Origin of the sequence: Dokdonella aquatica, from assembly GCF_051987395.1 — a bacterium.
GTDB lineage: Bacteria > Pseudomonadota > Gammaproteobacteria > Xanthomonadales > Rhodanobacteraceae > Dokdonella.
On sequence record NZ_CP197094.1, the window covers coordinates 2,243,328 to 2,268,422 of the forward strand.

Below are 25,095 nucleotides of genomic sequence, written 5' to 3' on the forward strand. Positions count from 1 at the left end.
GGCAAAGACGGCATGAACATCATTCTAGTCGCGAAATCCCATTCGACCCCGCGCTGCCTCGACCTCGGCTGCCGCCGCGGCAAGCTCATCGCGATCGCCGCCGCAGGCGTCGCCTTCCTCGCCTGTGCGACCGTCGGCTTCGGCGCGGCGCTGCTGACGATCAACCCTCGCGATGCCGCGATGAGCGATCTCATGACGCTGCGCGAGGCGCTCGCAGACCAGCGCGCGGCGCTCGGTGTGGTCGAATCCGACTCGCGTCGCGACCTCGACGCGCTCGCCTTGCAGCTCGGCCAGCTGCGTGCGCAGGCCATGCGCCTCAACGCGCTCGGCGACCGCCTGACCCAGGTCGGCAAGCTCGAGGGCGGCGAGTTCGATTTCGCCGAGGAACCCGCGCTCGGCGGTCCCGAAGAACCTCTCGGCGCGACCACCGCGCCGCAGGCACTCGGTGCCGGCATCGACGGCCTGCGCGCGGAGTTCCTGCGCCAGGAGGCGCAGCTCGGCATGCTCGAGAACCTGCTGCTGGACCGCAAGGTCGAGAACGCGCTGCTGCCTGCGGGCATGCCGGTCGCTCAAGGCTACATGGTGTCCGGATTCGGTCGCCGCACCGATCCGATCAACGGCCGTCAGGCCCAGCACCTCGGCGTCGACTTCGACGTTCCCCTCGGCAGCGACATCCTCGCCGTCGCCGAAGGCGTGGTCACCTACTCGGGCGTGCGCTCGGGTTACGGCAATACGGTCGAGGTCGACCACGGCAACGGCTACATGACGCGCTACGCGCACAACCAGAGCAACCTCGTCGAGGTCGGCTCGCGCGTGCGCATCGGCGAGAAGATCGCCAAGGTCGGCTCGTCGGGACGTTCGACGGGCCCGCACTGCCATTTCGAGGTGTGGCTCAACGGCCGCCCCGTCAACCCGATGGTCTACGTGCGCCAGGCACGTACGACGCGTACCTGAGTACCACCCGCCCCGGCGCCGCGCGGCGTGGCCCCATGGCCCGCTGCATGGCTTGAATCCGCCGCGGCGGGACCCAGCTGCTTGGTGTTCCGCCGCCCGCCGCCGTATCATCGGCGGCTTTCGCTTTTCTGACGGACCCGCCGACGCGGTCCGGCACCTTCATACGGACGACCTCGACCGATGTTCCAGCGTTTCCTGACGGGCATTTTCGGCAGCCGCAACGAGCGCATCCTGCGCACGCTCAACAAGACCGTGGCGAAGATCAACGCGCTCGAGCCGCGCTTCGAGGCGCTCGACGACGACGCGCTCAAGGGCATGACGGTCGCGTTCCGCGAACGCATCGCCAAGGGCGAGTCGCTCGATGCGATCCTGCCCGAGGCGTTCGCGGTGGTGCGCGAGGCGGCCAAGCGCGTCATCGGCCTGCGCCACTACGACGAGCAGCTCATCGGCGGCATGGTGCTGCACTCGGGCAAGATCGCCGAGATGCGCACGGGTGAAGGCAAGACGCTGGTCGGCACGCTGCCGGTCTACCTCAACGCGCTCGCCGGCAAGGGCGTGCACGTGGTCACCGTCAACGACTACCTCGCGCGCCGCGACTCGGGCTGGATGGGCCGCGTCTACAATTTCCTCGGCATGAGCGTGGGTGTGGTCTACCCGGGCATGGACCACGGCGACAAGCGTGGCGCCTACGAGGCCGACATCACCTACGGCACCAACAACGAGTTCGGCTTCGACTACCTGCGCGACAACATGGCGCTCTCCAAGGAGCAGCGCTACCAGCGCCCGCTGTTCTTCGCGATCGTCGACGAGGTCGACTCGATCCTCATCGACGAGGCGCGTACGCCGCTCATCATCTCGGGCCCGGCCGACGATTCGCCGGCGCTCTACGTCAAGGTCAACCGCATCGTCCCGAAGCTCGACCGCCAGGCCAAGGAAGACGCCGAGGGCGACTACTGGGTCGACGAGAAGCAGAAGCAGGTCCACCTCTCCGAAGCCGGCATGGAGCACGCCGAAGAGCTGCTGCGCCGTGACGGCATCATCGGCGAGGGCGAGAGCCTCTACGATTCCAAGCACCTCGCGGTCGTGCACCACCTCAACGCCGCGCTGCGCGCCAATGCGCTGTACCAGCGCGACGTCGACTACATCGTGCGCGACGGCGAAGTCGTCATCGTCGACGAGTTCACGGGCCGCACGCTGCCGGGCCGCCGCTGGTCCGACGGCCTGCACCAGGCGGTCGAGGCCAAGGAGAACGTGCCGATCCAGCGCGAGAACCAGACCCTCGGCTCGATCACGTTCCAGAACTACTTCCGCCTCTACAAGAAGCTCGCCGGCATGACCGGCACGGCCGATACCGAGGCCTACGAGTTCCAGTCGATCTACGGCCTCGAGGTCGTCGTGATCCCGACGCACCGCCCGATGGTGCGCAAGGACGAGGCCGACGTCGTCTTCCTCAAGGCCAAGAACAAGTACGACGCGATCATCGACGACATCAAGGAGTGCTACGAACGCCGCCAGCCGGTGCTCGTCGGCACGACCTCGATCGAGACGTCGGAGTACCTGTCGAACCTGCTCAACCAGTCGAACGTGCCGCACGAGGTGCTCAACGCCAAGCAGCACGAGCGCGAGGCGATCATCGTCGCGCAGGCAGGCCGTCCGGGCGCGGTTACGATCGCGACGAACATGGCCGGCCGCGGTACCGACATCGTGCTCGGCGGCAACCTCGAGTCCGAGCTTTCGCTGCTGCCGGCCGACGCGCCAGCGGGCGAGCGCGAACGCGCCGAAACCGCGTGGAAGGCACGCCAGGACGAGGTCAAGGCCTCGGGCGGCCTGCGCATCATCGGCACCGAGCGCCACGAGTCGCGCCGCATCGACAACCAGCTGCGTGGCCGCTCGGGCCGCCAGGGCGATCCGGGTTCGAGCCGCTTCTACCTGTCGCTCGAGGACAACCTGCTGCGCATCTTCATGGGCGAGCGCGTCGCCGGCCTCATGCGCATGTTCGGCATGAAGGAAGAGGACGCGATCCAGGACCGCATGGTCAGCAAGCAGATCCTCAACGCGCAGCGCAAGGTCGAGGCGCAGAACTTCGACTACCGCAAGAACGTGCTCGAGTTCGACGACGTCGCCAACGACCAGCGCAAGGTGATCTACGACCAGCGCAACGAACTGCTCGAGAGCGAGGGCATCGGCGAGACCGTCGACGGCATCCGTCACGACGTGTTCGCCGAACTCGTGCGTCGCTTCGTGCCGCCGAACTCGATCGACGAGCAGTGGGACATCGCCGGCCTCGAGCGCGAGCTCGAAGCGGAGTACGGCCTGCAGCTCGACCTCAAGGGCTGGATCGCCGAACAGGAAGAGACCGACCCGACCGGCATCCAGCGCCGCGTCGACGAGGCGTCGGCGCGCCTGCTGCGCGAGAAGGAAGCGCTGCTCGGTACCGACACCATGCGCTCGCTCGAGAAGCACGTGATGCTCTCGGTCGTCGACAACTGCTGGAAGGAGCATCTTTCCAGCATGGATTACCTGCGCCAGGGCATCTACCTGCGCGGTTATGCGCAGAAGCAGCCCAAGCAGGAGTTCAAGCGCGAAGCGTTCCTGCTGTTCGAGCAGATGCTCGAGCGCATCAAGCACGAGGTCGTGCAGCTGCTCTCGCGCGTGCGCATCCGCAGCGAGGAAGAGGTCGCCGCACTCGAGGCGCAGCAGCGTGCGCAAGCCGAGGCACAGGCGCGCTCGATGCAGTTCCAGCACGCCGAGCCGGCCGGCTTCGGTGTCGATCCGGAAGGCCAGCCCGCGCAGCTTCCGGCCGTGCAGGCGACGGCCGCCACCGTGCAGCGCGACGCGCCCAAGGTCGGTCGCAACGATGCTTGCCCGTGCGGCTCGGGCAAGAAGTACAAGCACTGCCACGGCGCGCTGACCTGACCGGTCGCGCGCATGCCGGCACCCCGTGAGACGATCCACGTCGTCGCCGGCGTCCTGCGCGACGCACGCGGCCGCGTGCTGCTGACCGAACGCCCGCCCGGCAAGTCGCTGGCGGGCATGTGGGAGTTCCCCGGCGGCAAGGTCGAGCGTGGCGAGTCGGCCCGCGACGCGCTCGCGCGCGAGCTCGACGAGGAACTCGGCGTCGCGGTGCAGTCCGCACGCCCGCTGATCCAGGTTCCGAACGGTCGCATCGTGCTCGACGTGTGGGAGGTCGATGCCTGGGCCGGCACGCCGACCTCGCGCGAAGGACAGGCCCTGGCCTGGATCGACGCCGACGGCATCGATCCGTCGACGATGCCGCCGGCCGATCGACCCGTGGTCACCGCCTTGCGGCTGCCGGACCGTTACCTCGTGACGCCCGAGCCCACGGGCGCCGCCGACGACGTCCTGGTTTCGCGTGTCGAACGTGCGCTCGAACGCGGCGTGCGGCTCGTGCAGCTGCGCGCCAAGGCGCTGCCGCGGGCGGCCCTCGCGACGCTCGCGCGCCGCCTGCGCGAAACCTGCCATGCGCACGACGCACGCCTGCTGCTCAACGGCGACTGGGCGCTCGCCGAGGTGCTCGGTCTCGACGGCGTACACCTGCCCGCGGCAGTGGCCGCGACGCTCGCGCAGCGCCCCTTGCCGTCGCACCGCCTCGTCGTCGTGTCCTGCCACGACGAGGCCGAGCTCGTGCACGCCGAAAGGATCGGCGCCGACGCGGTCACGCTTTCACCCGTGCGCGATACGCCGAGCCATCCGGGCACGCACCCGCTCGGCTGGGCGCGCGCGGCCATGCTCGTCGCGCGTACGCCGTTGCCGGTCTACCTGCTCGGCGGCCTCGGTGCAGACGACCTCGCCCAGGCGCGCGAGAGCGGCGCGCAGGGCATCGCCGCGGTGCGCGCGTTCCTCGACTGACACCCCGCCCCAATGGGGTCAGGTTCATTTTCCCGACAGGGACACGAGCCTAGGGATGGTGCGCAGGAAAATGAACCTGACCCCATTCCACGAGATCATTCACGGGTAGGGCGGAACCGCCACAGGCGATTCCGCCGTGCATCGAGGCACCTTTTCGGCGTGCGCGCCACATGACGTCGATGCCCTATCTCGCAATGGGGGCAGGTTCATTTCCCGGCAGGGACACGAGCCTCGGGATGGTGTGCAAGAAAATGAACCTGACCCCATTGCACGCTCGCTTCGCGAGCGCGTGGATCGGTCAGCGGCTGGCGTTTGCCGCTGCGAGGTAACCCGCATGCAGCGCGTCGATGCGTGCATCGAGCGCCTCGAGCGGTCCGCTGTTGTCGACGACGTCGTCGGCGATCGCGAGGCGCTGCGCGCGCGTCGCCTGTGCGGCCACCATCGACTCGGCGAGCGCGGCGTCGATGCCGTCGCGCGCGACGAGGCGCCGGATCTGGATCTCGCGCGGCACGTCGACCACGAGCACGCGATCGGCCCACGCATAGTGGGCATGCGATTCGACCAGCAGCGGGATGTCGAGCACGACGTAAGGCGTGGTCGCGGCGAGCGCGCGTTCGCGCATCGTCGTGCGGATGCGAGGGTGCAGGATCGCTTCGAGGCGCACGCGCTCGGCCGGATCGGCGAACACGCGTGCGCGCAGCGCGGCACGGTCGAGGCGACCGTCGGTGCCGATCATGCCGCTGCCGAACGTCGCGGCGATCTCGGCGAGCGCGGGCATGCCGGGTTCGACGAGTTCGCGCGAGACGCGGTCGGCGTCGACGAGTGCCGCGCCGCGCGCGACGAAGCGGCGTGCGACCTCGCTCTTGCCCGAGGCGATGCCGCCGGTGAGTGCGACCGTGTACACGCCAGGCGTCGTCAGCGGAACGCGTTGATCGCGTCGCGCATGCGGATCGCCTCGGCGCGCGCGGCGGCGGCGTAGTCCTCGCCGCTGCTCGCGTAGAGGATCGCGCGCGACGAGCTGACGAGCAGACCCGTGCCGTCGGCGCTGCGGCCGTTGCGCACGACCGCCTCGACGTCGCCGCCCTGCGCGCCGATGCCGGGCACGAGCAGTGGCATGTCGCCGACGAGGCCGCGCACGGCGGCGAGCTCGGCGGGATAGGTGGCGCCGGTCACGAGCAGGCAGTTGCCGTTCGCGTTCCATTCCGAGGCCACGAGCGCGGCGACGTGCTGGTACAGCGGTCGGCCGCCGACGTCGAGGTCCTGCAGGTCGCGTGCGCCGGGATTCGACGTGCGGCACAGGATCACGACGCCCTTGTCGGCGCGGTCGAGGTAAGGCTGCGCCGAATCGCGGCCGAGGTAGGGGTTCACGGTGACCGCGTCGGCGCCGTAGCGCTCGAAGGCCTCGTGCGCGTAGTGCTGCGCGGTCGATCCGATGTCGCCGCGCTTGGCGTCGAGGATCACCGGCACGCCGGGCTGGTGCGCGTGGATGTGCGTGATGAGGCGCTCGAGTGCTTCTTCCGCGCCGATCGCGGCGAAATGCGCGATCTGCGGCTTGAAGCAGCAGGCGACATCGGCGGTCGCATCGACGATGTCGCGGCAGAACGCGAACACCGCGTCGGGATCGTCGCGGAAGGCCGCGGGGAAGCGTGCGGGTTCGGGATCGAGGCCGACGCAGACGAGCGAACCGCTGCGCTGCCAGGCCTGGTGCAGCGAGTGCATGAACGACATCGTGGTCTCCTCGCGCCGCAGGCGCGGGACCGGCGCGTGCCGGCCCCGCGCGGGCGTGGTCAGGCGAGCTTCTTGTAACGCAGGCGGTGCGGCTTGGAGGCTTCCTCGCCGAGGCGGCGCTTCTTGTCCTCCTCGTACTCGCGGTAGTTGCCCTGGAAGAACTCGACGTGCGAGTCGCCTTCGAACGCGAGGATGTGCGTCGCGATGCGGTCGAGGAACCAGCGGTCGTGCGAGATCACGAACGTGTTGCCCGGGAACTCGAGCAGTGCGTCCTCGAGCGCACGCAGGGTCTCGATGTCGAGGTCGTTCGAGGGCTCGTCGAGCAGCAGCACGTTGCCGCCCTGCAGCAGGGTCTTGGCGAGGTGAAGGCGGCCGCGTTCACCGCCCGACAGCGTGCCGACGAGCTTCTGCTGGTCCGGACCCTTGAAGTTGAAGCGGCCGATGTAGGCGCGCGACTGGATCTCGATGCCGTTGATGTTGAGGATGTCGGCGCCGCCCGAGACTTCCTGGAAGACGTTGTGGTTGCCTTCGAGCTTGTCGCGGCTCTGGTCGACGTAGGCGATGTTGACGGTCTGGCCCTTGTGGATCTCGCCCTTGTCCGGCGTTTCCTGGCCCGTGATCATCTTGAACAGCGTCGACTTGCCGGCGCCGTTCGGGCCGATGATGCCGACGATCGCGCCACCCGGGACGACGAAGCTGAGGTCGTCGATGAGCACGCGGTCGCCGAACGACTTGGTCACGTTGCGGAACTCGATGACCGAGTTGCCGAGGCGCTCGCCGGGCGGGATGAAGATCTCGTTGGTCTCCTGGCGGCGCTGGTAGTCGACCGACTGCAGCTCCTCGATGCGTGCGAGGCGCGCCTTGCCCTTGCTGCGGCCGCCCTTGGCGTTGCTGCGCGCCCACTCGAGCTCGCGCTGGATCGCCTTCTGGCGCGCCTTCTCCTGGTTCTCTTCCTGCTTGAGGCGCTCGTCCTTCTGCTCGAGCCAGGAGGAGTAGTTGCCCTTCCACGGGATGCCGCGGCCGCGGTCGAGCTCGAGGATCCACTCGGCGGCGTTGTCGAGGAAGTAGCGGTCATGGGTGACCGCGACGACCGTGCCCGGGAAGTCGGCGAGGAAGTTCTCGAGCCACTCGACCGATTCGGCATCGAGGTGGTTGGTCGGTTCGTCGAGCAGCAGCATGTCCGGCTTGGACAGCAGCAGGCGGCACAGCGCGACGCGGCGCTTCTCGCCACCCGACAGGTTGCCGACCTTCGCGTCCCACGGCGGCAGGCGCAGCGCGTCGGCGGCGACCTCGAGCTGGCGCTCGAGTGCGTGCGCATCGTTGGCGGCGAGCAGGTTCTCGAGACGCTGCTGTTCGGCGGCGAGCTTGTCGAAGTCCGCGCCTTCCTCGGCGTAGGCCGCGTAGACCTCGTCGAGGCGCTTCTGCGCGTTGATCACGTCGGACACGCCTTCCTCGACCGACTCGCGCACGGTCGCCTCGGGATCCAGGCGCGGCTCCTGCTCGAGGTAGCCGATCTTGGTGCCCGGGTTCGGACGCGCCTCGCCCTGGAAGTCGGTGTCGACGCCGGCCATGATGCGCAGCACGGTCGACTTGCCCGCGCCGTTGAGGCCGAGCAGGCCGATCTTGGCGCCCGGAAAGAAGGACAGCGAGATGTCCTTGATGATCTGGCGCTTCGGGGGGACGATCTTGCTGACCCCGATCATCGTGTAGATGTATTGCATCGCGAGCTCGAGCCGGTGGATTGGGAAGCCGGCGATTATCCCCGAGCGGCGCCACGGCGTCACGTTCGGGACGGGCGCAGACCGCTGTAGATTCGAGCGTCGACTGCGAGCCCGATCGCGGTGTCGTGGCGGGCGAGGGATTAGCCTTCCGGGCTTCCGGGGGGAAGCCGAGGGCCGTGCATCGTCACGGAGCGTGATCCCATGGAATCCGGAACCTTCCTTCGGCGCCCGTCGTGCGCCCTCGTCGTGCTGCTCGCCGCGGGTGCCGCTGCCCCGGTCGCCGCACAAGACCTGCCGCAGCGCCTCAACGACACCGGGCAGGTCACCTGCTACGCGGGCAGCGGGGGCGGCAGCACGCCGATCCCGTGCAACGGGTCGACGGTCGCCAGCGCGCAGGACGCGAACGCCGGACGCGACGATGCCGCTTCCGGCGGCACGCTGGTCAAGATCGGCGCGGGTGCGGCCGGCTTCGATTTCACGAAGCTCGCCGCGGATGGCGTGGTGCTGCCGGCCGGGGCGGAGGCGCCGCAATGGCGCTGCACCCGTGACAACGTGACGGGCCTGGTCTGGCGCGCCGACGTCGACCTCGTGGCCGGCTGGGAGGCCGCGCGTGCAGTCGCCTCGAGCTTCTCGGCAACGGCGCTGTGCGGGCGTCGGGACTGGCGCCTGCCGGACACCGCGGAGCTGCTCGGCCTGGTCCACTTCGACGAACAGGGGCCAGCCGTCGATACCGGCTACTTCCCCGCGACGCCGCCCGGCGCGCACTGGAGCGCGCAGCGCGATCGCCAACCGGAGGCGATCGCCACGCGTGCCTGGAGCGTCGACTTCGGCGCCGGGTTCGCGACGACGGCGCCCCGTTCGGGCACCGCTGCCGTGCGTGCAGTCGCCGGTGGTGGCGCCGGTGCGGTACTCGTCGATCACGGCGACGGCACCGTGAGCGATATGCAGCACGGGCTCATGTGGACTCGTTGTGCGCTCGGCCAGTCCGGAGCCGGTTGCGCGGGATCCGCCGAGAAGCATGGCTGGTCGCAGGCGATGGACGCTGCGCGGTCGCGCAACGCGGCGAACTGGCTCGGCCATGCGGACTGGCGCGTGCCGAACGCCAAGGAGCTGGCGACGCTCGTCGACCGCGCGCACGCCCAGCCGGCGATCGACGCGACGATGTTCCCGGGCACCGCGCCTGCCGCGCACTGGACGACGACGAGCTACGCCCCCGATGCCCACGCGGCCTGGGCGGTGTTCTTCGGCAGTGGCGACCTGCTCGCCTACGACAAGCGGGCTCCGGCGCGCGTGCGCCTGGTGCGTACCGTCCCGGCCGCCGCGACGGCGCTGCCGCGTGACGCGCTGTTCGAGGCGGGCTTCGACCTCCCTGCCGATCCCCCGCCGCCCGCGACGACGCTGCCGCAGGTCGTCATCGCGACCGATGGCGGCGTGCCGATCACGTCGACCGAGACCTACGTCAACGCCTCGATGACGATCACGCTCGCCGATGGGAGCGCGAGCTACGCCGGCACGCTGCGCATCCGCGGGCGCGGCAATTCGACCTGGGGCATGCCGAAAAAGCCGTACCGTCTCAAGCTGGACCAGCGCGCCGGCCTGCTCGGCATGCCGGCCCACAAGGACTGGAACCTGCTCGCCAACTACGCCGACAAGAGCCTGCTGCGCACCGCGACGGCGTTCCAGCTCGGCGAGCGGCTCGGCATGGCGTGGACGCCGCGCACGCGCATGGTCACGCTGCGGCTCAACGGCGACGAGGTCGGCACGTACCAGCTGGTCGAGAAGATCGAGGTCGATCCGGCGCGTGTGGCGATCGACGAACTCGACGATGACGACATCTCTCTGGAGGTCGTCAGCGGGGGCTACCTGCTCGAGATCGACAGCCGACGTGACTGCGAGGTGCTCTTCGAGACGCCGCGCGACGTTCCCGTCTGCGTGCAGGCCCCGGGACACGTGCCGGCGGTCCCGCAGCAGCTGGACTACATCGCGGGCTACCTGCGCGACACCGAGGACGCTATCCACTCGGCCACGTTCGCCGATCCTGCCACCGGCTATGCGGCGTGGATCGACGTCGACAGCTTCATCGACTGGTTCCTCGTCAACGAGTTGTTCCGCAATCAGGACGCGGCCTCGTTCTCGAGCATCTGGCAGTACAAGCCGCGCGGCGGGAAGCTCTTCCGCGGGCCGCTGTGGGACTTCGACCTGACTGCCGGCAACGTCGACTACGGCGTCGGTCCCGATCCGGAGGGCTGGCACGTCCGCAACGGCATCTGGTACGCGCGTCTTTTCCAGGATCCGGCGTTCGCGTCTCGCGTGCGCACGCGCTGGCAGGCCGTGCGCGCACAGCACGTCGATACGCTGCCGGCGTGGATCGAGGCATCCGCCGCGGGTCTCGGCAGCGCTCCGGATGCCAACTTCGCACGCTGGCCGATCCTCGACCGCTACGTCTGGCCGAACCCGGTGGTCGCGGGCTCTCACGCGGGCGAGGTCGGCTTCGTCAAGGACTGGCTGCGCCAGCGCATCGCCTGGCTCGACGCCAACCTGTGAGGCTGCCGCGGGTGGCTTTGGGGCCGCCCGCCCGAACGCGGTAACATGGGCGTCTTTCCCCTGTCGCAAGGCTGGTCACACGATGTTTCCGAGGGATTCGCGTATCGAAGGCTTCGACCCTGAACTGGCCGGCGCGATCGCCGCGGAGGCGCAGCGTCAGGAAGACCACGTCGAGCTCATCGCCTCGGAGAACTACTGCAGCCCGCGCGTGCTCGAGGCGCAGGGTAGCCAGCTCACCAACAAGTACGCCGAGGGCTATCCCGGCAAACGCTACTACGGCGGCTGCGAGTACGTCGACGTCGCCGAGCGCCTCGCCATCGAGCGCGTCAAGCAGCTCTACGGCGCCGACTACGCCAACGTGCAGCCGCACTCGGGTTCGCAGGCCAACCAGGCGGTCTACTTCGCGCTGCTGCAGCCCGGCGACACGATCCTCGGCATGAGCCTCGCCCACGGCGGCCATCTCACCCACGGCGCCAAGGTCAACGCCTCGGGCAAGCTGTTCAACGCGGTGCAGTACGGTGTCAACGGCGCCGGCCTGATCGACTACGACGAGGTCGAGCGCCTCGCCGTCGAGCACAAGCCCAAGATGGTCGTCGCGGGTTTCTCGGCGTATTCGCAGATCGTGGACTGGGCGCGCTTCCGCGCGATCGCCGACAAGGTCGGTGCCTACCTGTTCGTGGACATGGCGCACGTCGCCGGCCTCGTCGCCGCGGGCGTCTACCCGAACCCGGTGCCGCACGCGCACGTCGTCACCTCGACCACGCACAAGACGCTGCGCGGTCCGCGCGGCGGCATCATCGTCGCCAGGGGCGCCGGCGAGGAGATCGAGAAGAAGCTGCAGTCGATCGTGTTCCCGGGCATCCAGGGCGGTCCGCTCATGCACGTGATCGCGGCCAAGGCGGTCGCGTTCAAGGAGGCGCTGGAACCCGCGTTCACGACCTACCAGCAGCAGGTCGTCAAGAATGCGAAGGCGATGGCCAAGGTCATCATCGAGCGCGGCTACCGCATCGTCTCGGGCGGCACCGAGAACCACCTCATGCTGGTCGACATGATCGGCAAGGACGTCAGCGGCAAGGACGCGGAAGAGGCGCTCGGCAAGGCCCACATCACGGTCAACAAGAACTCGGTGCCGAACGATCCGCGCAAGCCGTTCGTGACTTCGGGCCTGCGCATCGGCACGCCGGCCGTCACCACGCGCGGCTACACCGAGGCCGACTGCACCGAGCTCGCGCAGTGGATCTGCGACGTGCTCGACGCGCCGAACGACGACGCGGTGATCGCCGACGTGCGCGCCAAGGTCACGGCGCAGTGCAAGCGTCATCCGGTGTATGGCTGATACGGTCGCCCGCGACCTCGACACTCCGTCGTCCGCGGTGACGCGGACGACCGCCGCAGCGGAGGCGGCACGCTGATGCATTGCCCGTTCTGCACGCACGAGGACACGCGCGTGATCGATTCGCGCGTCTCCGACGACGGCGCGACGATCCGCCGTCGCCGCGAGTGCCCGCAGTGCGGCGAGCGCTTCAACACGTTCGAGACGGCCGAGATCAAGCTGCCGGCCGTGGTCAAGACCGACGACCGCCGCGAGGCCTTCGACGAGCACAAGCTGCGCACGAGCTTCTACCGCGCGCTGCAGAAGCGCCCGGTCGCGAGCGACCGCGTCGATGTCGCGGTGCGCGCGGTGATCGACGACCTGCGCCGCAGCGGCGAACGCGAGGTGCCGTCGCTGCGCGTCGGCGAACTCGTCATGCGCGAGCTCAAGAAGCTCGACCAGGTCGCCTACGTGCGCTTCGCCTCGGTCTACCGCAGCTTCGAGGACGTGCAGGCGTTCCGCGAGGAGATCGAGCGCCTCGAGCGCGACCTGCCGGTCATCGAAGGCCTGCAGCTGCCGCTGCTTGCCGAAGCGGTCGCGGCGCGCAAGCGCAAGTCCTGAGCCGGCGATGGCGGGCCCGTTCTCCGCGCTCGACCACGCGCACATGGCGCATGCGCTTCGCCTCGCCGCACGCGGCCTGCATTCCACGGCTCCGAATCCGCGCGTCGGCTGCGTGATCGCGCACGCCGACATGGTCGTCGGCACGGGTTGGCACCGCCGCGCCGGCGAAGCGCATGCGGAAGTGCACGCGCTGCGCGACGCCGGTGAACGCGCGCGCGGCGCGACCGTGTACGTCACGCTCGAACCCTGCGGCTTGCACGGGCGCACGCCGCCGTGCGCCGACGCGCTGGTCGCCGCCGGCATCGCGCGCGTCGTCGTCGCCGCGCGCGATGCGTTCCAGCGCGAAGGCGGTGCGCTCGACCGCCTGCGCGCGGCCGGCATCGTCGTCGAGTACGGGCTAATGGAGCGCGAAGCACGCGAGCTCAACCGCGGCTTCTTCTCGCGTGTCGAGCGTGGTCGGCCGTGGGTGCGCGTCAAGCTCGGCGCGAGCCTCGATGCACGCACCGCACTCGCCGACGGCCGCTCGCAATGGATCACCGGCGAGGCCGCGCGTGCCGACGTGCAGCGCTGGCGCGCGCGCAGCTCGGTGCTGCTGACCGGTCGTGGGACCGTGCTCGCCGACGATCCGCGCCTGACCCTGCGCCTCGACGGCATCGACACGCCCGGCGTCGACGCCGCGGCCGGCACGGTCGCGCCGCTGCGCGTCGTGCTCGATGCCGACCTCGCCACGCCCGCCGGCGCACACGTGCTCGACGGCCACGCGCCGACGCTGTTCGTGCACCGCGACGGCCTCGCGGTCGACGGGCGTTTCGCCGCGGTCGAGCGCGCGACGGTTGAAATGCGCTCGGGCCGGCTCGATCTGCAGGCGGTCATGGCGCTGCTCGCGGCACGCGGCGCCAACGAGGTCCAGGTCGAGGCCGGTGCGACGCTGTCGGGCGCGCTGTTCGCAGCGGGCCTCGTCGACGAGGTGCTCGTCTACGTCGCGCCGGTGCTGCTCGGCGATACGGCGCGCGGCCTGCTCGCGCTGCCGGCGCTTGCCGACATGGCCGACCGTCCGCGCCTGCGCGTCGTCGACCGGCGCCAGGTCGGCCACGACGAACGCCTGCTGCTGCGCCCCGAGGAATGAGGTCCACCATGTTCACCGGCATCATCCAGGCCCTCGGCCACATCGCGATGAGCGAGCCGCGTGGCGGCGACCGCCGCCTCATCGTCGAGGCCGCGGCGCTCGGCCTCGACGACGTGCGCGAAGGCGACAGCATCGCGGTCGCCGGCGTCTGCCTGACCGCGCTCGACGTCACCGCGGCGACGTTCGCGGCCGACGTGTCGGTCGAGACGCTCGAGCACACGACGCTCGGCGCTCTGCAGGTCGGCGACACGGTCAACCTCGAGAAGGCGCTGCGGTTGAGCGACCGCCTCGGCGGGCACCTCGTCTCGGGCCACGTCGACGGCCTCGCGACGGTCGTCGCCGTGCACGACGACGCGCGCTCGCAGCGCTGGACCTTCGAGGTGCCGGCCGCACTTGCGCGCTACATCGCCGCGAAGGGTTCGGTCTGCCTCGACGGCGTCAGCCTCACGGTCAACGAAGTCGACGGTACGCGCTTCGGCGTCAACCTGATCCCGCACACGCAGGCCGTGACGACGTTCGGCGCACGCCGCGCCGGCGACCGCGTCAACCTCGAGGTCGACCTCATGGCGCGCTACGCCGAGCGCCTCGCCTCGATCCCCGCGGACACCCGCGACTGACCTTTCCGCGCGCCATGCATGGCGCGTCGCACCGGATGCCACGCATGAGCTTCGACACGATCCCCGACATCCTCGACGACATCCGCGCCGGGCGCATGGTCGTCATCCTCGACGACGAGGATCGCGAGAACGAGGGCGACCTCGTCATGGCCGCGGGCAAGGTGCGGCCCGAGGACATCAACTTCATGGTGCGCGAAGCGCGCGGCCTCGTCTGCCTGTCGCTGACCGCCGCACGCTGCCGCCAGCTCGGCCTCAAGCCGATGGTGCTCGACAACACCTCACCGCACCACACCAACTTCACCGTGTCGATCGAGGCCGCCGAAGGCGTCACCACGGGCATCTCGGCCTACGACCGCGCGCACACGATCCGCACAGCGGTCGCACCCGACGCACGTCCCGAGCATCTCTCGCAGCCCGGCCACATCTTCCCGCTCACCGCGCAGCCCGGTGGCGTGCTCGTGCGCGCGGGCCACACCGAGGCCGCCTGCGACCTCGCCGCGATGGCCGGCCTCGAGCCGGCCGGCGTGCTCGTCGAAGTGCTCGCCGAGGACGGCACGATGGCGCGACGTCCCGCGCTCGAGGCGTTCGCGAAGCGCCACGGCCTGCGCATCGGCACGATCGCCGACCTGATCCGCTACCGCCTGCAGACCGAGAAGACCGTCGAGCGCGTGCGCGATGCCGCGGTCGATACCGAGTTCGGCGCGTTCCGCCTCGTCGTCTACCGCGACGTCGTGCAGCGCACGCTGCATTTCGCGCTCGTGCGCGGCACGGTCGACGACGGCACGCCCGTGCTCACGCGCGTGCACGTGCGCAACACGCTGTCGGACGTGCTGCACGTGCAGCGCGACGATCTCGGCATGACCGTGACATCTGCCTTGCGCCGCGTCGCCGACGAAGGACGCGGCGTGGTCGTCGTGCTCAGCGAGGCGGGCGAGAGCGAGGCCCTGCTCGACGGCCTCGCCGGCATCGTGCCGACGGCGGCCGATCCGGCACGCGAATGGCGCCGCCACGGGCTCGGCGCGCAGATCCTCTGCGACCTCGGCGTGCGCCACCTGCGCGTGCTCGGTACGCCGCGCAAGCTGGTCGGCCTCGCCGGTTTCGATCTCGACGTGGTCGGTTACGAGGACGCGACGCTGCGCTGAGGCGGCGTGCCGCGGGGTCCGCGATAGGCCACGCGCAGGCTCGCGACGAGCATTGCGAGCGACAGCGCCGACCACAGCAGCGCCCACAGGATCGCCGGCAGGCCGCTCAGTTCGGCCAGCGTGCGTGCATCGGTGTGCACGCTCGCGTCGCCCGCGAGCATCACGAGATCGAGCAGGCTGTTGAAGCCGTCGAGCACGAGCTGCACGGCGAGCACGAGCAGGAACGCGTCGCGCCAGCCCGCGGCGAGCCGCCAGCCGGCGAGCACGAGCGCAGCAGCCAAGGCGAGCCCTGTCGCGAGTCCGAACGCGTTGCGCACGAACACGAGGCAGGCCAGCGCGAGCGCGAGGCCGATCACGACGAGCAGGCCGCGTGAGGACACGCGCCGCGCCGCGAGCACGATCAGCACGTTGCCCGCGAGCGCGCAGCCGACGTAGCCCGCGCTCGCGACGATCCAGCGGATGCCGCCGGCCGACCACGCCGTGCCCGAAAGGTCTGCATGCACGAGGAAGCGTTCGAAGCGCCCGCCCGTCGCGACCGCGGCGAGGCCATGCGAGAGCTCGTGCACGAACGTCGCGAACAGCCGGAACGGATACGCGACGACTTCGGCATAAGGCAGTCGCCACGCGACGAGGATCAGCACGCCGAGCGCGACCGTCGTCAGCAGCTCGCCCCAGCGCCAGCCGTGGGCGAAGTCACCGCGTGGGGCGTGCATGGCGGGTGCGAGGAGAGGCCGACAGAGCGGCTGTGGGCTGCATTGTCCCCGCGCACTGCGTCGCACCGTCAGCGGATCTTTCGCACGGTGTTTCCTGGCTCTCGCTGTCGCGCGACTTCACACGCGCGACGCGTCCTTCCGGCGTCGCATTGCGCTCGAGCCCCTCTCCCTCCGGGAGAGGGGTTGGGGAGAGGGTGCGGGATCGTGACGACGCCCGAGCATCGTCGCGATCCCGGACCCTCATCCGGCCCTGCGGGCCACCTTCTCCCGGAGGGAGAAGGGAACAACGCACGCGATGCCGTGTTGTCGCGAAACGCGTCGGCATCCGTGCACTCATCGTCCGAAGCCTGATGCGGTAGCACTTTCCGCTGCTCGCTTCGAACGTTCTGCGGACAGCGGTGGATGGGGAAGGACGCCGCAGCTCCACGTCACGGCACGCGGGCGTTCGTCAGCTGACGGGAGAGTCGAAGCGTGCGGCGCATGCTTCAGCGCACATCGCCGAGCGCGCGGCACGACTGTTGCGCGACGCGCGTCGATCACGTCTCTACTTCGCCGCGAGCTCGCCCGCGACCTCGCGCAGTGCATCGGTATTGCCGATGCGCGAGATCTGCTGGATGAGGTGGTCGGCGATGCCTTCCTCGATCGCGGCGAGCTCATCGGGCGAGGCGCCGATGGCCTTGGCGATGCCGGCGACCGCGTCGCGTTCGCCAGCCGTGTACCTGCCGTCGGCGTGCGCGAGCAGCACGCACGACTGCAGCAGCACGGCCTTGCGCTCGGCCGAATCGAACGCGCGTGCGGCGTCGTCATCGAACGGCGTCGCGACGAGATCCTCGAACGAGGCGAGCGCGCCGGCGTCCTGCTGGCAGCTCTCGTAGAAGCCGCGCAGCATGACGAGTTCGGTCGCGTGCACGCCGTCACTCTGGGCCACGGTGTGCATCGCGCGCACGATCGCCTGGACGTGGTGCAGCTCGATCGAAGGGGGCAGGGACGTCATCGCATTCTCCTCGTGTCGGGGTGGGCCGGCGCCGCGTGTGGCGGCGCGCCGGCGTCAGCGGATCCTGAGCTCGCGCTGCAGCTCGCGCAGGCGCGCGTGCAGCACGTCGGGGGTGACGTCGCGGAAGCGCACCGGCAGCATGCTCTTGCGCGAGGTCTCGAACACCGCGAGCGTCTCCATGTACTCGAGCATGGCCGCGTCGCGCGCGGGCACGTAATCCTCGACGGCACGTGCGAACGCGTCGGCGTCGACCGCGCGCGCGTCGCCCGCGAACTCGAGCGCGAGCAGGGTGACGGCCTCGAGGTCGGCATTCGAGTAGCCGACCAGGCGCGCCGAGGTGCGCTCGCGTTCGGCGTCCCAGTCGATCGCGTTGCCGAGCTTGTAGCGCGCGAACAGCGCCTTGAGCACGGCTTCGACGTCGGCGGCGTTGTCGGGATAGAAGAACGGGATCTTGCGGTCGATGCGGCCGGCGCGCTTGATGTCGATGTCGAGCTTGTCCGGGCGGTTCGTCATGAGGATGAAAAGCACGTTGCCGCGGTTGTCCGGATCGCTCATGAACTCCTTGAGGCGCGCGATCACGCGCGACGAGGTGCCGCCGTCGCCGTCGCCCGAATCGCCGCCGAAGCTGCGGTCGCCCTCGTCGATGATGAGGATGATCGGGCCGAGCGCGCGGACCATGCCGAGCACCTTCTCGAGGTTGGCCTCGGTCGAGCCGACCCACTTGGAGCGGAAGTTCTTGAGCGTGACCGCCGACAGGCCCGAGTCCTTGACGAAGCACTTGGCGACGAAGGTCTTGCCGGTGCCCATCGGGCCGACGAACAGCAGGCCCATCGGCACGCGGTTGCGGTCGCCGGCGCGGATCGCGCGCGCGATCTGCATGAGCTCGTCCTTGATCGGCGCGTTGCCGCCGACCGCCTCGAGGCCGAGGCGCGCGTCGACGAACTCGATCAGGCCCGCGCATTCCTTCTCGATGATCTCGCGCTTGCGGCGGTGCACGAGTTCGATGACTTCGGCGTACGGATCGCTGGCGTCGGTCCCGGGCAGCGGGTGCGCGGGATTGATGAGGCGGCGGATCTCGTCGGTGTCCATGCCGCGCGTGATCGCGGCGAACTTGGTCGCGCGCTCGGCCGCGTCGGCGCTGTCGCCGAGCAGACGGCGGATCAGCGCGAGGCGTTCGCCGTCGGCGAGGCCCGCGTTCGTGCGCGGCGTCAGCATCTGCGCGAGCTGCACGGCGCGCAGGCCGGCGCTGTGCTCGGCGAGGCGCTCGACATGCGCGGCGTCGATCGAGGCATCCGCGTGGCGGATCACCGCGGCGCGCGCCTCGCGGTCGGGCAGCGGCACCTCGACGGCGGCGACGCGCGGATTCGCGACGAGCCGCGGGTGCAGCTCGGGCAGCGACTCGACGAGCAGGAACACCACGTTGTCCTTGTTCGCGAGCTGCGTGCTCAGCGACCAGCGGTGCAGGCGGATCGCCGCGATGCGGTCGGGCAGCGACAGGAAGCTCTCGTCACCGGGCGGCGCGACGCTGCCCGCGTACGGGATGATCAGCGCCGCGCTGTTGCGGAGCAGGATCTCCTGCTCGATCGCCGCGAGCGCTTCCTCGGGCGGCTTGTTCGCGCCGAGCGGCTCGGCCCCGGCCGCGCTCGTGCGTTTCGCGTAGCGCACGCCGCTGGACGGGTCGTAGACGAGGATCGTGTCCTTGTTGTCGCGCAGCAGCACCTCGACGAGGAAGTCGACGAGCGTGTACGTGCGCCCGCCGTGCAGGATCTCGTCGAAGACGTTGTTGTGCAGCACGAACACGGTGGCCTCGCCACCGACGTACTTGCGGCGGACCGTCTCGGCCCAGCGTGGCAGCGGCGTCGCGTCGGTGGCGGCGTCCATCGTGCTCACATCTGGCGGTTGGCGGCCTGCGCCTGCGCGGCGCGCTGGCGCTTGAGTTCGTCGAGCTGCGCGCGTGCGGTGACGCTGCCGCTGCTCTGGCGCAGCTTGTCGAGGCGCACGTCGAGGTCGGAATCGCGCAGTTCCTTGCCGAGGTTGGCTTCGGCGATCGTCGTCTTGATGTGGTCGCGCACCTTGTCGAGCGCCTGCACGTCGGCCTCGACGCTGAGGCCGTCGAGCTGCGACTGGATCTGGATGCGCGCCTGCGCGCTCTGCATCTTGGCGAGCATGCGGTCGCGCTCGGCCTTGAGCTTGCCGATCTCGGTCTTGACCGAGAGCAGCGCGCTCTTGGCGTCGTCGGCGTCGACCTTGGCCTGCTCGGCCTCGACGCCGATCGCGGCGAGCTCGGCTTCGACCGCCGACTTCTTCTGCAGCAGGATCAGCGCGAGGTCGTCCTGGTTGGTGGCGAGCGCGGTCTCGAGGTCGGCGTTGACCTGCTCGAGCGCACGCGTCTCGCTGGCCACGCGCGCGTCGATGTCCTCGCGGCGGCGGATGATCGCCGCGGTGGCGCTCTTCAGGCGCGTGTACTTGCTGACCATGCTGTTGATCGCGTTCTCGTAGGCGATCTCGGGATGGTTCTTCTCGACGTCGGCGATCCACAGCGACACGAAGCCCTTCCAGAGGTTGCCGAGTCGCGCGAAGAAATTGATGCTGGCCATGGAGCTCTCCTGGGAAAACGGTGGCGGTGGCGCGCTCAGTCCTCGGACGCGTTGACGCGCTGGAAGAAGCGGCGGTGGTCGCGCGCGAAGGCCTCGAAGCCCTGCTGCAGCTGGCCGGTCAGGGCGGCATGGTGGGCCGGCGCGACGAAGCGGAACGCGAGGCGCGCGCCCTGCGTCGCCCATTCGAAATGATCGGCTTCCGCACCGCCGCCGTGGCCCGAATGGATCGCGATCCAGTAGTAGGCGATGTGGTCCTGGCCGGCGACGTTGACCGTCGTCGTGAGCAGGTGCTCGACGAGCTCGGGCGCCTCGGTGCGAAGCGTGGCGTCGATGATTGAGAACTCGGCGTCGGCGAGCAGCTCGGAGCCGAGGTGGTAGCCGATCGCCGAGAAGATCGGCGCGAGCTCGTCGGCGCTGCCGGCACCGTATCCGTGCGCGACCTTGGCGTTGAGCTCGGTCAGCCAGGCCGGGTCGTCGAGCAGCGTGTTGAGCGCGCGTGCGTCGGCCATGCCCTCGGCGCCGTGCGAAGCCTCGTAGTCGACCAGGCCCTTGAGCGTGGACTGGGCGAGGCAGCGATGGGTGTCGCGGTGCACGGTGTCGTGGTCGTCGAATTCGTCGCGCGCGGCGTCGAAGAAGTAGCTCGCGACATAGACGCTGCGGTCGGCGAGCGCACGAACCGGCTGCTCGGGATCGAGGAACAGGCCGCGCGAACGGCCGATCTTGCCGGCCAGCGTCGCGACGCCCGAGCCGAAGAAGCCGTTCCAGCTCGCGTAGCGGCCGAGGAAGCGCACGCGCTGGCGAGGGTCGGCGAGCGCCTGGCGCACGGCGTTCTCGACCATGGCCTGGTGTGCGGCGAAGTCGCAGAGTCCCTCGAGCATCTCGCGCGTGATCGTCGTCATCGTCGGTCCTTCAGTGGCGATTCGCGGCAAGCATACGGGATGCGGATTTCGGGACAAGTTCGCTGACCTCGCTGCCGTACGAGGACTCCAGTTCCTCCTCCAGGCGCAGGCGGTCGATCGCCTCCTGCAGGCGCGTGCCGCCCGAACCCGAGGCCGGCGTCGACACGACGGCCTGGTAGATCTCCTCGACCGTGTCGGGCAGCGACAGCAGTGCTGCCTCGACGGCGACGAGGCGGCTCGCGGTGCGGCGCTGGCGCAGCAGCAGTTCCTCGAGGTCGGCGCGCGCCTTGCGCAGGCTGCGCGCCTCGGGTGCGCCCGCGTCGATGCGCGCGCCGAGTTCGGCGATGCGCTTCTCGAGGCTCTTCTCGTCGACCGCCTTGAGGCGCTCGACCATCGACAGCTCGGCCAGCCAGAGGCCGAGGAAGTCGAGTCCGCTGTCCTCGACGCGCTCGATGTCGCGCTCGGTCAGCGAGTTGCGCGTGTGGCGACCCATCTCGCGCAGCGAGTCGACGCGCGCACGCATGCGCTTCCACGTGCGCCAGCGCGGATGGTCGGCGACCACGCGCCGCTCGATCTCGCCGAACAGGTGGGCCGCGGCGCGGTCGTTGCGCTTCTTGCGGTGGGCGCGGTCGACGCGGTTGCGGAACGTCGCCGACGACGGCACGAACATCGACGCGATCGCCTCGCCCGCGCCAAACGCGAGCAGCGGCAGCGCGATGCCGGGCAGGCCGAACGGGATCGCGAGCAGGGTGCCGAGCGCGACCGTGCCGAGGCCGAGGTTGATGTTGAGCGGACTCGTCAGCATCGCCCGCAGGTAGGACGGCGGGTCGTCGTCGCGTTCGGCGGGCGTGTTCACGCGCAGGCGGCCCTCAGATCGACACCGTCACGCTGCCGCGCCGCGAACTCTTGGCGTGCAGCTGATCGAGGATGCGCTCTTCCAGGCGCACGGCCTCGGTCGAACGCTGCCATGCCGACGAGCGCGGGCGCGGTTCGAGGATCGCGAAATCGTCGGCGATCTTGGCCGGCGCGGTCGACATGACGAGCACGCGGTCGCCGAGCGTCAGCGCCTCGGTGACGTCGTGGGTGACGAACACGATGAGGCAGGGGTTCTGCTCGTACAGCTGCACGAGCAGCGTCTGCATCTCGGCGCGCGTCTGCGCGTCGAGCGCGCCGAACGGTTCGTCCATGAGCAGCACGCGCGGACGCAGCACGAGCGCACGCGCGAGCGCGACGCGCTGGTTCTGGCCGCCCGACAGCTGCGAGGGCAGGTGGTTGCGGTGGCCGCCGAGGCCGACGGCGTCGATCATCGCGTCGATGCGCTGCTCGGCCTCGGCCTTCGGCACGCGCTCGCGCCAGCACTTCAGCCGGAACGGGAACGCGACATTCTCGCGCACGCTGAGGTCGGGGCGGTTCGCGTAGCGCTGGAACACCATCACGACGTCGTCGTGCGCGCCGTGGCAGGGCACGCCGTCGATGAGCACCTCGCCCTGCGTCGGCGTCTTCGTGCCGATCGGGCGCACGCCACCCATCATGTGCAGCAGGGTCGACTTGCCGCAGCCCGACGGACCCAGCAGCATGACGATGCCGGGGCGCTCGAGGTGCAGGCTGATGCCGTCGATCACGCGCACCGTGCCGGTGCCGTCGCGCTGCGGATATTCCTGGACGATGTCGCGCAGGTCGAGGCTGACCTGCGTGGCGTCGGTGGCGGTCATACGCGGGTCTCCCACGGATACAGGCGGCCCTTGATCCAGCGCATGAGGTGGTAGCTCAGGAGGGCGAACGCGATGATGACGATGATGCCGGCGAAGACCTGGTCCATCGCCGAGAAGCGACGCGCGTTCTGGATCAGCTGGCCGAGGCCTTCGCGCGCGTTCACGTACTCGGCCACGGTGATGTAGGTCCACATCACCGACACCGCGACGATGACCGCATCGGCGATGCGCGGCATCGCGAGCGGCAGCACGGCGAGGCGGATGCACTCCCATGGCGTCGCGCCGAGGTCGCGCGCGCTGATCCAGTAGGCCTGCGGTACCGCGCGCACGGCGTCGCGCACGAGCGGGATCAGGTACACCACCGCGCCGGCGTAGAGGAACAGGATCTTCATCCACTCGCCGATGCCGAACCACATGACCATGATCGGCAGCAGCGCGACGACCGGTGCCGAGCGGAACGGATCGACCAGCGGCGAGAGTGCGGCGTTGACGCGCGTCGACGCACCCATGAGCACGCCGACCGGGATGCCGATCGCGACGACGAGGACGCCGGCCGCGAACACGCGGCCCAGCGACCAGATCGTCGCGTTCCAGAGCAGGCTGCGCTGGTTCTCGCCGTCCCACACGAGGTAGGCGAACGCCTTGGCGACCTGCCACGGCGACGGCAGCTTGTTCGGGCTGACGAGGTCGAACCCGGTCAGCACGGCCCACAGCACGAGTACCGCGAGCACGGCGCCGACGCCGAGTGCACGCGCGGTCGACGCGGCCAGCGGCGCGTACGGGTTCCAGGTCGAGGAGGCGTCGCTCATCGTCGCCTCAGCGCGCCAGCACGGCCGCGCGCGTCGTGCGGTTGAGCGCGCGGCAGTCCTCGAGCGAGAGACCCTCGGCCTGTGCGTTGCCTTCCGCGCAGATCGGCTTGTCGGGGCCGTTGCCGACGATGCGGAAGCGCGCGCGCTCGAACTCCCACTGCGAGACGAGGTAGTCGACGACGGCCTGCGCGCGGGCGCGCGACAGGCGCATGTTGGTCTCGCGCGAGCCGGTCGAATCGGTGTTGCCCGAGATCTCGAAGTAGGCCGAGCCGTTGTTCTCGACGAACGGCACCATCTCGTCGTCGAGGGTCTTCTGGGCGCGCTTGGTGAGGTCGGCCGAGCCGGTCGAGAAGCTCACCGTGACCGGCTTGGTCACGCTGGCCTCGCGCGTCGCGGCCTGCTCGCGCTCGCCTTCGCTGAAGGTGAACTCGGGCTTGGCCGCTGCCTGCTGCGCGGCCTGGCTCTTGGCGAGCAGGTTGCGCACGAAGCGCGTGTCGACCGAATCCTGCGGCGCGATGACCGGGCTGTTCGGATTGGCGAGTGCGCCGGCGCGACGGTAGATGCCGTCGAAGCGGCGGTACACCCGCTCGTAGTGGTTGGTGCCGCCGACCAGGCCGAGGATGCGCGCGTTGTCTTCCAGGCCGGTCCAGACGAGGTTCTGGAACAGGCCCTTCACGAAGTCGCGGCCCTGGTCCTTGGCGAGCAGGGTGAAGAACTCCTCGGTGCGCACGAGCGCGTCGACCGCCTCGTCCGGCGCCTTGCGCGCGGCGTCGACGCCCTCGAGCCAGCCCGCGACGAAGCCCTGGAAGGCCTTCTCGTTGGCCGGTTCGGCGAGCGCGCGCTGGTCGCAGACGATGACGTCGTAGATGAGGTTGGTCGCGGTCTTGGTCGAGTAGACGACATGCGCACCCGGCGTCGACTTGAGCGCGAGCGAGAGGTCCGGATCCCACAGCGCGGCGGCGTCGACGTTGCCCGCACTGAACGCGGCGCGCACGCCGGCGGTGCCTTCCTCGGCGTTGATGTAGACGTAGCGCACCGAGCTCTTGGCGCGCGCGGTCATGCTCGAGTTCTCGATCGCGTCGATCGTCATGCCGTCCGACGGCGTGAATTGCAGCAGCGCGATGCTGCGGCCGCCGAGGTCCTCGACGCGCTGGATCTTCGGGTCGCGCGCGATGATCGCGTCGCCGCCCTGCGTGTTGTCGACGATCATGATCGCGCGGCCGTCATGGCCCGAGTTGCGCAGGTTCGGCTGCTCCTGCGCCCAGAAGTCCGAGGTACGCCATGCGCACTGCGCGGTCTTCGATTCGAAGATCGTCGTCAGCGTCGGGATGTCGTCCTGGATCACGAACTCCACGTGCACGCCGTTGCGCTCGAAGATCGAGCCCGGCGCGGTCTTGAGCGACTTGCCGTTGGCGAGCAGCGCCGGCGCGTAGCCGTGGAAGCTCACGATGCTGACCTTGAGCGGGTTGCCGGCGCTGCCGAGCGCGCCGCCTCGCGGCGCCGAAGCCGCAGGCGTGGCGGCGGGCATCGTCGATGCCGAAGGCTGCGCAGGCGCGCCCGGCGTCGCGGCCGGGGCCGTCGGCGTGTTGGTCGCCGTCGACGAACCCGTGCCCTTGCCCTGCACCATGTCCTTGACGCCGAGGTGCCACGCCGCGGCGGCGGTGCCGCCGAGGATGATGAGGGTCACGAGGCCCTTCGCGAGAGGGGTCAGCTTGGCCATGTCGGCTCCTGTGAGT

The 25,095-nt window shown here is 69.9% G+C and carries 21 protein-coding genes; 9 read left to right on the plus strand and 12 right to left on the minus strand.

The genetic code is table 11. The features are described 5' to 3' along the window. The first annotated feature begins 12 nt into the window (after positions 1 to 12). The 3 genes from ACQQ2N_RS09850 (at position 13) to ACQQ2N_RS09860 (ending at position 4,824) form a co-directional block, all read left to right on the plus strand. Positions 13 to 954, plus strand: a complete 942-nt coding sequence (locus ACQQ2N_RS09850) for a M23 family metallopeptidase (RefSeq protein ID WP_440225539.1) — start codon at positions 13 to 15, stop codon at positions 952 to 954. Positions 955 to 1,134: 180 nt separating this feature from the next. Continuing rightward, a complete protein-coding gene (gene secA, locus ACQQ2N_RS09855) occupies positions 1,135 to 3,870 on the plus strand; it encodes a preprotein translocase subunit SecA (RefSeq protein WP_440225540.1) in 2,736 nt (911 codons plus the stop codon). A gap of 12 nt (positions 3,871 to 3,882) precedes the next feature. Beyond that, positions 3,883 to 4,824 carry a Nudix family hydrolase gene (locus ACQQ2N_RS09860; protein ID WP_440225541.1) on the plus strand — a complete coding sequence of 314 codons (942 nt, stop codon included), beginning with the start codon at positions 3,883 to 3,885 and terminating at the stop codon, positions 4,822 to 4,824. 298 nt (positions 4,825 to 5,122) lie between these two features. Here ACQQ2N_RS09860 and coaE read toward each other — a convergent pair whose 3' ends face one another. Genes coaE through ettA form a run of 3 tightly spaced genes read right to left on the minus strand, consistent with a single transcriptional unit; the run spans position 5,123 to position 8,273 of the window. Further along, positions 5,123 to 5,728 (minus strand): dephospho-CoA kinase, encoded by a 606-nt coding sequence (gene coaE, locus ACQQ2N_RS09865; RefSeq protein ID WP_440225542.1) that lies wholly within the window; start codon positions 5,726 to 5,728, stop codon positions 5,123 to 5,125. 11 nt (positions 5,729 to 5,739) lie between these two features. After that, positions 5,740 to 6,552 (minus strand): orotidine-5'-phosphate decarboxylase, encoded by an 813-nt coding sequence (pyrF, locus tag ACQQ2N_RS09870; protein ID WP_440225543.1) that lies wholly within the window; start codon positions 6,550 to 6,552, stop codon positions 5,740 to 5,742. Positions 6,553 to 6,611: 59 nt separating this feature from the next. After that, positions 6,612 to 8,273 carry an energy-dependent translational throttle protein EttA gene (ettA, locus tag ACQQ2N_RS09875; RefSeq protein WP_440225544.1) on the minus strand — a complete coding sequence of 554 codons (1,662 nt, stop codon included), beginning with the start codon at positions 8,271 to 8,273 and terminating at the stop codon, positions 6,612 to 6,614. Between the two features lie 201 nt (positions 8,274 to 8,474). Here ettA and ACQQ2N_RS09880 point away from each other — a divergent pair, with 201 nt between their 5' ends. The 6 genes from ACQQ2N_RS09880 (at position 8,475) to ribB (ending at position 15,635) form a co-directional block, all read left to right on the plus strand. Beyond that, the gene (locus tag ACQQ2N_RS09880; RefSeq protein WP_440225545.1) at positions 8,475 to 10,817 is read left to right on the plus strand and encodes an Lcl domain-containing protein; all 2,343 of its coding nucleotides are present in this window, start codon (positions 8,475 to 8,477) and stop codon (positions 10,815 to 10,817) included. Between the two features lie 82 nt (positions 10,818 to 10,899). Further along, on the plus strand, positions 10,900 to 12,153 hold the full coding sequence (gene glyA, locus ACQQ2N_RS09885; RefSeq protein WP_440225546.1) for a serine hydroxymethyltransferase: 1,254 nt from the start codon (positions 10,900 to 10,902) through the stop codon (positions 12,151 to 12,153). A gap of 75 nt (positions 12,154 to 12,228) precedes the next feature. Further along, positions 12,229 to 12,750, plus strand: coding sequence for a transcriptional regulator NrdR (gene nrdR, locus ACQQ2N_RS09890; protein WP_440225547.1), 522 nt, complete (start codon positions 12,229 to 12,231; stop codon positions 12,748 to 12,750). A gap of 7 nt (positions 12,751 to 12,757) precedes the next feature. After that, positions 12,758 to 13,876, plus strand: a complete 1,119-nt coding sequence (ribD, locus tag ACQQ2N_RS09895; protein ID WP_440225548.1) for a bifunctional diaminohydroxyphosphoribosylaminopyrimidine deaminase/5-amino-6-(5-phosphoribosylamino)uracil reductase RibD — start codon at positions 12,758 to 12,760, stop codon at positions 13,874 to 13,876. An 8-nt stretch (positions 13,877 to 13,884) separates the two neighbouring features. Beyond that, the gene (locus ACQQ2N_RS09900; RefSeq protein WP_440225549.1) at positions 13,885 to 14,493 is read left to right on the plus strand and encodes a riboflavin synthase; all 609 of its coding nucleotides are present in this window, start codon (positions 13,885 to 13,887) and stop codon (positions 14,491 to 14,493) included. Between the two features lie 44 nt (positions 14,494 to 14,537). Beyond that, entirely contained in the window at positions 14,538 to 15,635 is a 1,098-nt protein-coding gene (gene ribB / locus ACQQ2N_RS09905; RefSeq protein ID WP_440225550.1) for a 3,4-dihydroxy-2-butanone-4-phosphate synthase, read from the plus strand. On the opposite strand, the gene ACQQ2N_RS09910 is transcribed toward ribB, so the two are convergent. The 9 genes from ACQQ2N_RS09910 to ACQQ2N_RS09950 form a co-directional block, all read right to left on the minus strand. Next, positions 15,611 to 16,348: a M50 family metallopeptidase gene (locus ACQQ2N_RS09910; RefSeq protein ID WP_440225551.1), complete on the minus strand. Its 738-nt coding sequence runs from the start codon at positions 16,346 to 16,348 to the stop codon at positions 15,611 to 15,613. The two genes, ribB and ACQQ2N_RS09910, sit on opposite strands and share 25 nt — an antisense overlap. Positions 16,349 to 16,892: 544 nt before the next feature. Then, positions 16,893 to 17,342, minus strand: coding sequence for a hypothetical protein (locus ACQQ2N_RS09915; RefSeq protein ID WP_440225552.1), 450 nt, complete (start codon positions 17,340 to 17,342; stop codon positions 16,893 to 16,895). 54 nt (positions 17,343 to 17,396) lie between these two features. Further along, positions 17,397 to 19,223, minus strand: a complete 1,827-nt coding sequence (locus ACQQ2N_RS09920; RefSeq protein WP_440225553.1) for an ATP-binding protein — start codon at positions 19,221 to 19,223, stop codon at positions 17,397 to 17,399. A 5-nt stretch (positions 19,224 to 19,228) separates the two neighbouring features. Continuing rightward, entirely contained in the window at positions 19,229 to 19,939 is a 711-nt protein-coding gene (locus ACQQ2N_RS09925) for a PspA/IM30 family protein (protein ID WP_440225554.1), read from the minus strand. Between the two features lie 35 nt (positions 19,940 to 19,974). Next, a complete protein-coding gene (locus ACQQ2N_RS09930; RefSeq protein ID WP_440225555.1) occupies positions 19,975 to 20,838 on the minus strand; it encodes a hypothetical protein in 864 nt (287 codons plus the stop codon). Between the two features lie 10 nt (positions 20,839 to 20,848). Continuing rightward, complete coding sequence (locus ACQQ2N_RS09935) at positions 20,849 to 21,694, minus strand: hypothetical protein (protein WP_440225556.1); 846 nt, start codon at positions 21,692 to 21,694, stop codon at positions 20,849 to 20,851. A 13-nt stretch (positions 21,695 to 21,707) separates the two neighbouring features. Beyond that, positions 21,708 to 22,550 carry an ABC transporter ATP-binding protein gene (locus ACQQ2N_RS09940; RefSeq protein WP_440225557.1) on the minus strand — a complete coding sequence of 281 codons (843 nt, stop codon included), beginning with the start codon at positions 22,548 to 22,550 and terminating at the stop codon, positions 21,708 to 21,710. Beyond that, entirely contained in the window at positions 22,547 to 23,359 is an 813-nt protein-coding gene (locus ACQQ2N_RS09945; protein WP_440225558.1) for an ABC transporter permease, read from the minus strand. Before ACQQ2N_RS09945 ends, ACQQ2N_RS09940 begins: the two co-directional genes overlap by 4 nt. A gap of 7 nt (positions 23,360 to 23,366) precedes the next feature. Further along, positions 23,367 to 25,079 (minus strand): OmpA family protein, encoded by a 1,713-nt coding sequence (locus ACQQ2N_RS09950; RefSeq protein ID WP_440225559.1) that lies wholly within the window; start codon positions 25,077 to 25,079, stop codon positions 23,367 to 23,369. Positions 25,080 to 25,095 lie beyond the last annotated feature (16 nt).